The sequence below is a fragment of the Ruegeria sp. BG10 genome, from assembly GCF_056538575.1.
The window spans coordinates 94,443-106,692 of record NZ_JBQFTI010000007.1 but is presented as its reverse complement, the minus strand read 5'-3'; the positions used below and the strand labels follow the sequence as shown (position 1 = coordinate 106,692).

Annotated in this window: 14 protein-coding genes; 5 read left to right on the top strand and 9 right to left on the bottom strand. The window is 62.0% G+C overall.

From position 1 onward, the window contains the following. Positions 1 to 33: 33 nt before the first annotated feature. Together leuB and ACR0D8_RS20135 are read right to left on the bottom strand one after the other, a co-directional pair. Positions 34 to 1,137, bottom strand: coding sequence for a 3-isopropylmalate dehydrogenase (gene leuB, locus ACR0D8_RS20140; protein ID WP_480649226.1), 1,104 nt, complete (start codon positions 1,135 to 1,137; stop codon positions 34 to 36). 141 nt (positions 1,138 to 1,278) lie between these two features. Beyond that, positions 1,279 to 2,172, bottom strand: a complete 894-nt coding sequence (locus tag ACR0D8_RS20135) for a LysR family transcriptional regulator (RefSeq protein WP_480649224.1) — start codon at positions 2,170 to 2,172, stop codon at positions 1,279 to 1,281. Between the two features lie 84 nt (positions 2,173 to 2,256). On the opposite strand from ACR0D8_RS20135, the gene ACR0D8_RS20130 reads away from it, so the two are divergent. After that, positions 2,257 to 3,156 (top strand): Rossmann-fold NAD(P)-binding domain-containing protein, encoded by a 900-nt coding sequence (locus tag ACR0D8_RS20130; RefSeq protein ID WP_480649223.1) that lies wholly within the window; start codon positions 2,257 to 2,259, stop codon positions 3,154 to 3,156. Positions 3,157 to 3,162: 6 nt separating this feature from the next. Here ACR0D8_RS20130 and ACR0D8_RS20125 read toward each other — a convergent pair whose 3' ends face one another. From ACR0D8_RS20125 to leuC, 5 genes are all read right to left on the bottom strand, one after another. After that, complete coding sequence (locus ACR0D8_RS20125) at positions 3,163 to 4,191, bottom strand: endonuclease/exonuclease/phosphatase family protein (protein ID WP_480649221.1); 1,029 nt, start codon at positions 4,189 to 4,191, stop codon at positions 3,163 to 3,165. Continuing rightward, positions 4,188 to 5,018: a hypothetical protein gene (locus ACR0D8_RS20120; RefSeq protein ID WP_475155443.1), complete on the bottom strand. Its 831-nt coding sequence runs from the start codon at positions 5,016 to 5,018 to the stop codon at positions 4,188 to 4,190. The genes ACR0D8_RS20125 and ACR0D8_RS20120 overlap by 4 nt, the downstream gene beginning before the upstream one ends. A gap of 360 nt (positions 5,019 to 5,378) precedes the next feature. Further along, positions 5,379 to 5,984 (bottom strand): 3-isopropylmalate dehydratase small subunit, encoded by a 606-nt coding sequence (gene leuD / locus ACR0D8_RS20115; RefSeq protein ID WP_480649219.1) that lies wholly within the window; start codon positions 5,982 to 5,984, stop codon positions 5,379 to 5,381. Between the two features lie 42 nt (positions 5,985 to 6,026). After that, positions 6,027 to 6,581 carry an HdeD family acid-resistance protein gene (locus tag ACR0D8_RS20110; protein WP_475155435.1) on the bottom strand — a complete coding sequence of 185 codons (555 nt, stop codon included), beginning with the start codon at positions 6,579 to 6,581 and terminating at the stop codon, positions 6,027 to 6,029. A 38-nt stretch (positions 6,582 to 6,619) separates the two neighbouring features. Further along, the gene (gene leuC, locus ACR0D8_RS20105) at positions 6,620 to 8,023 is read right to left on the bottom strand and encodes a 3-isopropylmalate dehydratase large subunit (protein ID WP_480649216.1); all 1,404 of its coding nucleotides are present in this window, start codon (positions 8,021 to 8,023) and stop codon (positions 6,620 to 6,622) included. A gap of 223 nt (positions 8,024 to 8,246) precedes the next feature. Between leuC and ACR0D8_RS20100 the strand changes: the two genes are divergently transcribed. From ACR0D8_RS20100 to ACR0D8_RS20085, 4 genes are all read left to right on the top strand, one after another. Further along, on the top strand, positions 8,247 to 9,617 hold the full coding sequence (locus ACR0D8_RS20100) for a mechanosensitive ion channel family protein (protein ID WP_480649348.1): 1,371 nt from the start codon (positions 8,247 to 8,249) through the stop codon (positions 9,615 to 9,617). A gap of 164 nt (positions 9,618 to 9,781) precedes the next feature. After that, positions 9,782 to 10,141 carry a ribosome silencing factor gene (gene rsfS / locus ACR0D8_RS20095; RefSeq protein WP_039541351.1) on the top strand — a complete coding sequence of 120 codons (360 nt, stop codon included), beginning with the start codon at positions 9,782 to 9,784 and terminating at the stop codon, positions 10,139 to 10,141. 44 nt (positions 10,142 to 10,185) lie between these two features. Next, positions 10,186 to 10,656 (top strand): 23S rRNA (pseudouridine(1915)-N(3))-methyltransferase RlmH, encoded by a 471-nt coding sequence (gene rlmH / locus ACR0D8_RS20090; RefSeq protein ID WP_480649214.1) that lies wholly within the window; start codon positions 10,186 to 10,188, stop codon positions 10,654 to 10,656. Position 10,657: 1 nt separating this feature from the next. Continuing rightward, a complete protein-coding gene (locus ACR0D8_RS20085) occupies positions 10,658 to 11,143 on the top strand; it encodes a flavodoxin family protein (protein ID WP_480649212.1) in 486 nt (161 codons plus the stop codon). A 2-nt stretch (positions 11,144 to 11,145) separates the two neighbouring features. Here ACR0D8_RS20085 and ACR0D8_RS20080 read toward each other — a convergent pair whose 3' ends face one another. Both ACR0D8_RS20080 and ACR0D8_RS20075 read right to left on the bottom strand, forming a co-directional pair. After that, complete coding sequence (locus tag ACR0D8_RS20080) at positions 11,146 to 11,493, bottom strand: hypothetical protein (protein WP_480649210.1); 348 nt, start codon at positions 11,491 to 11,493, stop codon at positions 11,146 to 11,148. Positions 11,494 to 11,528: 35 nt separating this feature from the next. Continuing rightward, positions 11,529 to 12,227 (bottom strand): DUF599 domain-containing protein, encoded by a 699-nt coding sequence (locus ACR0D8_RS20075; protein WP_480649208.1) that lies wholly within the window; start codon positions 12,225 to 12,227, stop codon positions 11,529 to 11,531. Positions 12,228 to 12,250 lie beyond the last annotated feature (23 nt).

Here is a 12,250-nt window from a genome sequence, read left to right as displayed (position 1 = left end):
GCACCGCCTTTCCTGACCAGACGTGACGCCTGATCAGAGGCTTTCGTCCAGCGCCGCCAGAATGGCGTCGCCCATTTCCGTGGTCGAAACCGGCTGAACCCCTTCATCTGCCAGCAGGTCGCCGGTACGGACGCCATCGGCCAGAACCTTTTCAATGGCGGCCTCCAGGCGGTCGGCCTCGGCCCCCTGATCGAAGCTGTAGCGCAGCGCCATGGCAAAGCTGAGGATACAGGCGATCGGGTTGGCTTTGCCCTGACCGGCGATGTCGGGTGCCGAGCCGTGGACCGGTTCATACATCGCCTTGGGGCGGCCATTGGCCATCGGCGCGCCCAGGCTGGCCGACGGCAGCATGCCCAGCGAACCGGTCAGCATCGCGGCGCAATCGGACAGGATATCGCCGAACAGGTTGTCGGTGACGATCACGTCGAACTGTTTGGGTGCGCGCACCAGCTGCATCGCGCCGTTGTCGGCATACATATGGATCAGCTCGACCTCGGGATAATCCTGCGCCACACGGTCCATGACCTCGCGCCACAGGATGCCCGATTCCATCACGTTGGCCTTTTCCATCGAACAGACCTTCTTGTTCCGGCGCATTGCCAGTTCAAAGGCCGAGCGTGCGGCGCGTTCAATTTCGGATTCGGTATAGCGCTGGGTGTTGACGCCGACGCGTTCGTTGCCTTCTTCGAAAATGCCGCGCGGCTCGCCGAAATAGACGCCCGAGGTCAGCTCGCGCACGATCATGATGTCCAGACCGGCCACGATGTCCTTCTTCAGCGACGAGAAATCGGCCAGCGCATCAAAGCACTGAGCCGGGCGCAGGTTGGAATAGAGATCCATTTCCTTGCGCAGGCGCAGCAGGCCGCGCTCGGGCTTGAGGCTGAAATCCAGATCGTCGTATTTCGGGCCACCCACGGCACCCAGCAGAACCGCGTCCACCTCCTGCGCTCGGGCCATGGTCTCGTCCGACAGAGGCTTGCCATGGGCGTCATAGGCCGCACCGCCCACCAGATCCTCGCTCACGTCGAATTTCAGACCGCGGTTCGCGCCGAACCAGTCGATTACGCGGCGCACTTCGGCCATGACTTCGGGGCCAATTCCGTCTCCGGGCAGGATGAGGAGCGAGGGGTTGGACATGAAGGATCTCCTTGCGTTTCGTCGCAATGGCCCTAGCGCCTGTACCGCATCGGGTCAATGAGACGAACCACCCAAATCGCTGGTTCATGGCGTGAATTCCGGTTTCCCCGCAGAAACAGGCATCTGCGGCCCGGGTATCGCCTAAAGGCGGGTCTTCAGCCCCTCAGCCAGCAGGTCCCAGACACGGCGGATTCGCGGTGTCTGGCGCATCGCCTGCGGCGCGGCCAGCCATACCGGAAGGACCGGAATGTCCACGTCCAGCGGTAGCACTTCGACATCCGGGTCTGCCTCGGCCACCTGCACCTGACTGAACCCGATTCCACAGCCGGCCCGGATCAGCTCCCAATAGGCGCTTTGCAGGTCGCAGCGGGTGGCAAAACTGTCCTTGCTGGCCGGCCAGCCCTTTTCCCGCATCTTGGTGATGATCTGTTCATTGGCGTCAAACCCGACCAGGTCGTGATCAAACAGATCCTCGGGCCTGACCGGCCGCCCGGCGCGATTCAGGTAAGACGTGGCGGCGCAAAAGCACAGCGGCACGTCCCCCAGATAGCGCGAGATGATGTCCATCTGTTCCGGACGGTACATGCGCACGGCGATGTCGGCCTCGCGGTAGAGCAGGTTTTCGGTCGCGTCCGTCGCCACAAGTTCAAGCTGAATCGCCGGCTCGTGCGCGCGGATCTGCGCCAGGATGGGCGGCAGCAAATGGTGCGCGGCAAAGACCGACGCGGTGATGCGCACCGATCCCTCCAGTTGCTGAGACTGACCCGCCGCCGTCAGGCGGAAAGTGTTCATGGCCGAATGCATCTGCTGCGCCATCGGCAGCAACTGCGCCCCCACATCGCTGAGCCTGAGTCCGCGCGCGTGCCGGTCGAACAGGGACACGCCCAGTTCATCTTCCAATGCGTGAATCTGGCGGCCCAGAGTCGGCTGGCTGCGATCCAGACGGCGTGCCGCCGCGGATAGCGACCCGGTTTCGGCCACCGCCAGAAAGCTTTGGATCAGGGACCAGTCAGAACTTGAGAGTGATTTGTCCATTCAAAAATGAATACACGTTCTGCGCCTGCCGGCAATTCCAAGTTTTCGCTGAATAGCTCATTCTTGCAGAAACAGGAGGTGGCGATGACGCAAACGGTTCTCATACTGGGTGCAACGGGCCGGTTTGGCCGCAATGCAGCGATGGCGTTTTGGAACGCCGGGTGGACGGTGCGGGCTTTCGATCGCAAAACGCAGGATCTGATCGAATTTGCGCAGGGCGCCGATGTGATCGTGAACGGCTGGAACCCGCTTTATCCTGACTGGGCGCGTCTTGTGCCGAAACTGAACCAACAGGTGATTGCGGCGGCGTCGGACACCGGGGCGACGGTGATCATACCGGGCAACGTTTATGTCTACGGGGCGGTTACGCCCGGTTCGTGGTCAGCCTCGACACCACACAGGGCGCAAAACCCGTTGGGGCGGATCAGGGTGGAGATGGAAGCGGCATACCGCGATGCCCCAGTCAGGACGATCATCCTGCGGGCAGGTGATTTCATCGACACCCGGGCCTCGGGCAACTGGTTCGATCAGATCATTACCAAGCGGCTTGCACAGGGGCACGTGACCTATCCCGGGCGGCCGGACGCGCCGCATGCCTGGGCTTACCTGCCTGATCTGGCTCGCGCGGCGGTTGCGCTGGCGGAAATGCGCGACCGTCTGCCCCGTTTCTGTCAGGTGCCCTATGCGGGTTACACGCTGACAGGCGCGGAACTGACGCATACCCTGTCGCAGGTGACGGGGGGAGCGCTACGGCTCAGGCAGATGCGCTGGTGGCCTCTGCACCTTGCCCGGCCTTTCTGGCGCCTGGCCCCGCATCTGATCGAAATGCGATATCTGTGGGACCTGCCGCACCGCCTGGACGGCACCCTGTTCAACGAGTTGGTTGGCGATTTCCCGCAAACCGAGATTCAGGATGCGCTGGCCACCGCTATCCGCCCGCAGGTGGGAGTTCACCAGCCTTCGGTCCTTCCCGCGCGCGTCTGAGGACCGCTAGGGCAGCGTCAGGTCCACCCAGATCAGGCGATGCCGGCTGGCGCGTTCAGCCGCGCCGCGCAGCGGTGTGCCGGGTTTGGGCCAGAACACGCCCGAATCCGTGACCTGCAAATCCGTAGAAGGCAGCACGTAATCCACCCGCATCTCACCCACGGCCTTCCAGACCACGGTGGTCGGCACGCCCGACAGATCGCCGGGCTGCGGGTCCTGGATGCGCGGATCGGCTAAAAGATCCCGGATCGCCTGTTTGCGCCCGTCGCCGCGCGCGGGGTCGAGATTGGCGTCCCCTGCAATCACAAACGGGGTTGTTGGTCCCTGCCCCAACTGCCCGTCCAGATACAGGGACCAGAGGCGGATTTCATCGCGGTTGCGCAGCCCGTTGCGGTCCTCGGGTCCGTCAAAGACGGGCGGGGCGGCGTGAAAGGTCATCAGGTCCAGCGGCCCGATTGGGGTTTCGACCGGAAGGACCCAATGCGCCACGGATGACAACCGCTGCACACGCTGGGCATCCTCGGACGGAAACGGGCCCTGATCGGTGACCGGCAGCGTTGCGCCCGGCAGGTCCCGCCACAACAGGTCCGAGAAGTTCTGTGTGGCATCCCCCCGGATCGCATAGCGCGACAAGACGGCAAGCCCGCCCTGACCGGTGAACCGGCCCCAGCCCTGTGCATCCGCCGGACCCTGCGTGCGCCCGTCGCCGTTCAGATCCAGCGCCGTCTCAAGCCCCGAATTCGGTTGGGCCGCGTAGTAATGGGGGTAATCCAGACCGGCATCGCGCAACCGCCCGATCAGCGCTGTCACTGCCTGGTCTTCAAGATCCCAGTCCAGCCCCTGCAGGGCAACGATATCGGGCCGGACCGCGGCCAGAACCTCGACCACGGCCTGCACCTGCGCCTCACCGCGCCGGATATCGCGCAGCAGCAGGCCCGGCCCGTCGCGGCTGAGTTCGGTGTTGAAGGTTGCAACGCGCACCGTCTCTGCCTGCGCCAGTACCGGCAACAGCAGCAGAAGCAGGATGCGGATCATGCAGCCTGCGTGGACTCGGCAGTGGAATAGGCGCGGCGCTTTTCGACGATCAGGTTCGCGATGCGCAAGGTGGCCATGCCGCGCATGATCATGCTGGCCGGCAGGAAGGCCCAGGCACTCATCGTCCAGATCAGGGTCTGAGGATTGCTCAGCGAGATCGGGTTGGCGTAATCGGTCAGCATTTTGATCAGCGCTGGGATCAGGAATGGCAGCAGCACCCCGATCGAGATGTTCAGCCGACCGTCGCGCTGCAGGCGCGTGACGACATCGCCGCCCTTGGTGGGGTCGAACAGCGGCAGGTTGGTCCAGACGTTGAAGGCGCCATTGCCCGTCGGCCAGCCGCGCATTTTCACGGCATAGGCAAAGCTGCCGATGGTGACCAGCGCCGCCACATAAGCCACGCTGGCAGAGATGCGGACCAGTTCGATCAGCGGCGGGCTGGCATCAGCGGGCAGCATCAGAACGATCAGGCGCACCGGCGAATAGGGGAAGTCGACCACATTGGCGACGCCCAGACCGATCGCATAGAAGGTGGCGGTCAGATCGGTGGGCGAATAGGCGTTTTTGCAGATCAGCGTCAGGAAAGTGACCATCGTCACCAGCCCGACAAAGCGCAGGCGGTTCACCGGCGGCGCGTCGCGGAATTCGATAAAGCTGGGAAAGGCCGAGTTGTATTCGGCAAAGGTCAGAAAGAATGCGAGAATGGCGAGAAAGACGACAATCTCGGTGCCATTCGTTGACGATACGGGCAAATACAATGCGGGCGTCAGCACCATTAGTGCGACCAATATTCCCCGAATTGCCGCCCCTGTTGTGCGCGCAATCACTATCCGAACCCTTTCAAACTGGATTAGTCGATTCTTCGCCGACTTCGTTCCAACTTGTGCCTATCGCATTTCACTGCGACAGAAGCCATTTCTCACCGACGTTTTCGTTGACGGGTGCCTGTTCACGTCAACATTGCCGATAAGCGGCTTTTCGCTCAAGCCAAGGCGCAGCTAACACGCAGTTTTGGGCAAAATGATGGCGCAACTGGTGCGCGATTGCATCAATTTCGACGCAAATCCGGCGTGTGTATCGAAATGATACCTAGATGTTGTGGTTAAAAAAATTTCAACCCCAAGAATGCGAATGGGGCCGCCGCGGCGACCCCATTAAGTTGAGTGTCCACAGATTCGCCCCCAGAATCACACCCAGGGACGGGCCTGGCTGGCGTGGTCCTCGAATTTGTCGATATGGTGGTCTTTCTCCATCGTCAGGCCGATATCGTCCAGACCGTTCAGCAGGCAATGCTTGCGGTGCGCGTCGATCTCGAACGCGATGACGACGCCATCCGATGTGGTGATCTGCTGATCTTCCAGATGCACGGTCATGCGGGCGTTTTCACCCTTATGCGCGTCTTCCATCAGGATCGCGTGATGCTCTTCCTCGACCACGATGGGCAGGATGCCGTTCTTGAAGCAGTTGTTGAAGAAGATGTCGGCAAAGCTGGTCGAGATCACAACCTTGATGCCGAAATCTTTGATCGCCCAGGGCGCGTGTTCCCGAGACGAGCCGCAGCCGAAATTGTCGCCCGCGACCAGAATCTCGGCCTCGCGATAGGCCGGCTTGTTGAGAACGAAATCGTCGTTTTCGCTGCCGTCATCGTGATAGCGCATCTCGTCAAACAGCACGACGCCAAGGCCGGACCGCTTGATGGTTTTCAGATGCACTTTCGGGATGATCATATCGGTGTCGATATTGATCAGCGGCATCGGGGCGGCCACCCCGTGGACTTTGTCAAACTTTTCCATGTCTACACTCCTGCGGGAGAGGGCCGCGCCCGTGCCCCGCGTTTAAGCTTCTTTCGCTTGTGTCGTTTCGGTTTTGGGTGCGTCCCGGACGTAGAACGCCATGAAGACCAGTCCGAGCCCGTTGAACAGCATCTCGATGCCCAGCAGGATCCCCAGCAATTGCAGCAGCACGGTAGGATCGGCCGCGGCAAAGCGCCAGATGATGATTGCCAGAACGATCGACATGATGCCCGAGATCAGCGTGGCCCAGAAATACTGCGTGCCGCGCATCTGGATCGACAGGATCACCCGGGCGATGCCGCCGGCCATGAACAGGATCAGGCAGACCGTCGCCAGTGTGACCGTTCCCTGCAGCGGATGGCCCAGAAAGGACCAGCCGAGAAACAGCATCACGACACCCATGACGAGCGACAGGACCTTGTTACCGGTGCCTTCTACCGTAAAGCCGCCGACTACCTGCAATGCGCCCGAGATCAGCAGCAGCACGCCGGTCACCACTGTCACGGCTATGGATGCCACCCCCGGCGCGCCCAGCACAAAGATGCCGAACACGATGGACAGCAACCCCAGCAGGAACCATTTGATCCAATCACTCATTTCCGTCTCTCCCTCAAATATCTAGATATGAGGGCAGCTTACATCAGCTCACGAACGTCTGTCAGCCGTCCCGTGATTGCCGCTGCGGCAGCCATGGCGGGGCTCAGCAGGTGAGTACGCCCGCCGCGACCCTGACGGCCTTCGAAGTTGCGGTTCGAGGTGGCGGCACAGCGCTCGCCCGGCTGCAACTGGTCGGGATTCATCGCCAGACACATCGAACATCCCGCCAGACGCCATTCAAACCCGGCCTCTTTGAAGATGTCGGCCAGACCTTCTTCTTCGGCTTGTGCACGGACCAGTCCCGAACCGGGCACGACCATGGCGCGCATCCCGTCCTTGATCTTTTTGCCTTTCAGGATTTCCGCCGCAGCGCGCAGGTCTTCGATCCGGCCATTGGTGCAGGAGCCGATGAAAACTGTGTCAATCTCCACATCGCTCAGCTTCTGACCGGCTTCCAGTCCCATGTACTCGATGGACCGGCGGGCCGCGTCGACCTTGCCGCCTTCGAAATCCTCGGGGTGAGGAACCGACGCTGTGATCGGCAGCACGTCTTCGGGGCTGGTGCCCCAAGTGACGACCGGAGCGATGTCCTCACCACGGATAGTGACGACCTTGTCGAAATGCGCGCCTTCGTCGGTGTAGAGCGTCTTCCACCAGTCCATCGCGGCTTCCCACTGCGCGCCTTTCGGCGCGTGCGGGCGGCCTTTGACATATTCGAACGTGGTCTCGTCCGGTGCGATCAGACCGGCGCGGGCACCACCTTCGATAGCCATGTTGCAGACGGTCATGCGGCCTTCCATCGACAGGTCACGGATCGCCTCGCCGCAATATTCGATGACATAGCCGGTGCCGCCGGCGGTGCCGGTCTCGCCGATCACGGCCAGAGTGATGTCCTTGGCGGTCACGCCCGGCTGCAATTTGCCGGTGATCTCGACCTTCATGTTCTTGGATTTCTTCTGGATCAGAGTCTGCGTGGCCAGAACGTGCTCAACCTCGGACGTGCCGATGCCATGGGCCAAAGCGCCGAACGCGCCGTGGGTGGCGGTGTGGCTGTCGCCGCAGACAACGGTCATGCCGGGCAGGGTCCAGCCCTGTTCCGGACCGACGATATGTACGATGCCCTGACGCACGTCATTCACCGGATAGTAGTGAATGCCGAATTCTTTGGCGTTCTTGTCCAGCGCCTCGACCTGAATGCGCGATTCCGGGTTTTCGATCCCGTTCACCCGGTCCGGCGTGGTGGGCACGTTGTGATCCGGTACCGCGATGGTTTTTTCCGGCGCGCGTACCTTGCGGCCTGCCATGCGCAGGCCTTCGAACGCCTGCGGGCTGGTGACCTCGTGCACCAGATGGCGGTCGATATAGAGCAGGCAGGTGCCATCATCGGCCTCGTGGGCGACATGGGCATCCCAGATCTTGTCATAGAGTGTTTTGGGGGACATCGGTCCTCTCCCGTATGTATTGAGATATGCTGGCGAGTGGCTGGACGCCGCTTATAGGCGGGCCAGAACCGTGCGGGCGGCCCCAAAGAACCGTTCACGCAGGCGCGTGCGGTCTTGCAACGTGGGGGCAGGGGCCATGGTGAGTCTCATGCGCCTGAGATATATCGCGTCTGGACGGCAATCAAGGTTCAATCCGGGTGCGGGCTTGCATCACCCAACGCGGATGGTCAATCTGGCGGTCATGAACCAGGACCTGTTACCGGAAACGCTGTCCGAGCTTTATGCGAACATGACGGCGGCCTTCTGCTCGCAGTTCGAGAATCTGATTGATCTGATCGTGACGCCGGGCTGGCGGCAATACCAACTGGTCATCATCCTGTTGCTCTGGGCGTTGTCCTTTTGCCTGCGGTTCATGACGCAATCCCGCTGGGAAGCCTGGGCCCGCGCCCGCACCGGCTGGCCGAAATGGCGGCTGCGCATGCTGGTGCAAGTGATGCAGCGCCTGACCCTGGTCTATTTCGTGCTGATGTCCTGGGGGCTGTATCTGGTGATGCAGCATGTCACCTGGCCCTCGCGCAGCTATATCATCGGTGTGATCGCCACGCTTGCGGCCGCCTGGCTGGCCATTGCGCTGGTGGCGCGGCTGGTGCGCAACCGGACCCTGCGGCGAATCTTCAAATGGGCCATGTGGATCTATGCAACGCTGATTGCCCTGAACCTGACCGATGACGTGGCCGGGTTTCTGGACGGGGTGGCGATATCCATCGGCGACCTGCACATCTCGGCGCTGGGGATCCTCAAGGCGGTTCTGCTGATCGGTATTCTGCTGACGCTGGCCCGTATCGGCACCCGCGCGGCCGAGCGGGGACTGAAGGGCAATGACGACATCACGCCCTCGATGCAGGTTCTGTTGGCCAAGGGAATTCAGGTTCTGCTCTACGGGGCGGTGTTTCTGGCCGCGATCCGAACCCTCGGGTTCGACCTGACCGGCATTGCGTTGCTATCCGGCGCGATCGGCGTCGGCATCGGATTCGGGCTGCAGAAGGTGGTTTCGAACCTGATCTCGGGCATCATCATCCTGATGGACCGTTCGATCAAGCCGGGCGACGTGATCTCGCTGGGTGATACGTTTGGCTGGATCAACGCGCTGGGCGCGCGCTATGTCTCGGTGGTCACGCGGGACGGGCGCGAATATCTGATCCCGAACGAGGACCTGATCACCAATCAGGTGGTGAACTGGTCGCATTCGGACCGGTTCGTGCGGCTGGATCTGGAATTCGGCACCAGCTATGCGGATGATCCGCACAAGGTACGGGCAACGGCGATCCGGTCGGTGAAAACGGTTCCGCGGGTGCTGAGCGGCGGTTCGCACGAACCCGTCTGCCATATCACCGGCTTCGGCGACAGCAGCGTGGATTATGTGCTGCGCTTCTGGATCAGCGACCCGACCAAGGGGCTGACGAATATCCGCGGCAATGTCTATCTGGCGTTGTGGGACGCCTTTGCCGAAGAAGGCATCTCGATCCCCTTCCCCCAGCGCGAGGTTCGGCTGCTGTCAGGCGGCGCGGACCCGCAACAGGTCGCCAAAGAGTGACCCGCCGTGCGCGCATCCGGGCGGCCCTTCATTGAAATGTTGCAATCCGCTTGTTACCTTATTAGTACCCCGGCGCCGGGGATGAGCGGCGCGCAGCAAAGGAGGACTATGTCCTGTCTCTACATACTCAGGCGGGTTTGCCCGCCGATGACGGTGCCAGTGTAATGGCCCACTCTCAGTCAATCAGCGACAAGCTGCTTGAACGCATCCTTTCCTCACTTTCCGATGACAAGGCCGAAGACGTCGTGCAGATCAACCTGCAAGGTAAGTCTTCTGTCGCGGATCACATGGTGATTGCCTCGGGTCGGTCGACCCGCCAGGTCTCGGCCATGGCGGAAAAGCTGACGGATCGCATCAAGCAGGAATTCGGCTTCACCTCGAAGGTCGAAGGCAAGGATGCCGGCGACTGGGTGCTGATCGATACGGGCGACGTGGTCGTTCATATCTTCCGCCCCGAAGTGCGTGAATTCTACCAGCTGGAAAAGATGTGGCTGCCTCAGGGCGGCAGCGCCTCGGCCAACTGAGGCGCCATCCCGGCCTGTATTGAGGGGCCGGAGGCGAGAGAGACATGCGTATCAGCATAGTTGCGGTCGGGCGATTGCGTGCCGGACCGGAGAAGACCCTGCTTGATGACTATCTGACCCGATTTGACCGGACCGGCCGCAGCCTGGGCCTTGGCCCCGCGCGCGTGATCGAGGTCGAGGACAAGAAAAACGCTGGTATGGGCGCCGAGGCAGCGCTGCTGCGCAAGGCGCTGCCCAGGGGCGCGGTGATCTGCACGCTGGACGAGCGGGGGCGGGTGTTATCCTCACCCGATTTCGCGCAGAAACTGGGCGGCTGGCGAGATGCCGGGCGGCAGGATCTGGCGCTGATCATCGGCGGAGCCGACGGTATAGACCCTGATCTGCGGGCCGAGGCCGATTTTTCCATTTCCTTCGGCTCGATGGTCTGGCCCCATATGCTGGTCCGTGTGATGCTGGCCGAGCAACTCTACCGGGCCGCAACCATCCTGTCGGGCGGTCCTTATCACCGGGTCTGACATGGCGCAGCTGTTGATCGTTTACCATTCGCGCACCGGTGGCAGCCGGCAGATGGCCGAAGCGGCGGCTGACGCCGGGCGGGATGAGGCGGTCGTCTTCCTGAAACCCGCCGAACAGGCCGGGCCCGAGGATCTGCTGCGCGCTGATGGCTATATCTTCTGTGCGCCCGAGAATCTGGCGGCGATTTCGGGTCAGATGAAGGAATTCTTTGACCGCTGCTACTATCCGGTTCTGGGCCGCATCGAAGGGCGCCCCTACGCCCAGATGATCTGCGCCGGGTCGGATGGTGAAAACGCGGCCCGGCAGACGGCGCGGATCGCCACCGGCTGGCGGCTGAAACAGGTGCAGCCGCCGCTGATCATCTGCACCCATGCCCAAACGCCCGAGGCCATTCTGGCCGAGAAGATTATTCCCGGGGACCAGCTTGAGAAATGCCGCGAGATTGGCCTGGCCCTGGCCGCCGGGTTGGAAATGGGTCTGTTCTGATCTCAGGGCAGGGTGATGACAAAGGTCTGATCAGCCCAGCCATCCACATTGCACCGCGCCTGTATCTGCACCTTTTGGGTTCCGTCCGGGATCGCCACGCCGCTTAGCGACCGGGTGAAGGGCTGTTCCTGTTCATGCGGGTGGTGCAGCACGCGCATGCCCAGTTCCGCACCGTCCATGTCCAGAACCCGCCAGCCATCGGCGTAATGGTCCCAGCCTGTGTCGGGATGCGAGACGGTCACGTCGAATCGCCAGCTGTCGCCGCTGCGCTGGGCGGTTGCGTTTTCAATCACCGGATCGTCGGCAAGGGCCGGAGACGCGATCAGGGCGGACAGGACAAGGAACCTCATGCACGCACCCTAGCGCGCGACCGGACGAATGGCGATCACGATCCGGTGTTGAGCAAAACCGTGCGCGAATGGGATGCAAATTCCCGGCGGTACAGCATCGCAAGGGTGATCAGCGTGCCCAGGATCAGGGCAACCGGGCCCAATATCCACGCCACTGCCGCCAGCGCAAAATAAGTCGCCCGCAAACCGCGATTGAAGCTGCGCGCCGCGGTGACGCAGATTTCCGCAGCCTGTGCCGCGCGGGGATAGGCGCTGGGGTCATCGGGGTCGTTCGGAACTGCGGCCATCAGGACCGCGCAATAGCCGAACAGACGATGCGCCCAAACGTATTTCAGAAACGCGTTGGACAAAAACAGCAGGATGATCAGAATCTTGACCTCCCATACCAGCGCGGGCGCGCTGCCCAGGGCAAGGTCCTTGGCAACGCCCGCCAGACGCTCGGTATTGCCCAGCAATGCCAGCCCGCCGCCGATGGCGATCATGGTGGTCGAGGCGAAAAACGTGCTGCCCTGCCGCATCGTGCCGACCACCTGCGCGTCGAACATGCGCGGCTGGCGGGTCACCATTTCCTTCATCCAGTCACGCCGATAGGCATCCATGATCATTCCGACCGAGGGCTTGCGCAGCGACGGGTTTTCGATCCGCCAGCCGATCCACAGCCAGGCGGCGATCAACAGAGCGGTGCCGCCGAAATCCAGCGGAGAAAACAGAAGAGTTCGGTCGATCCATGACATGGGCGCGACACTACGGCGGCGCA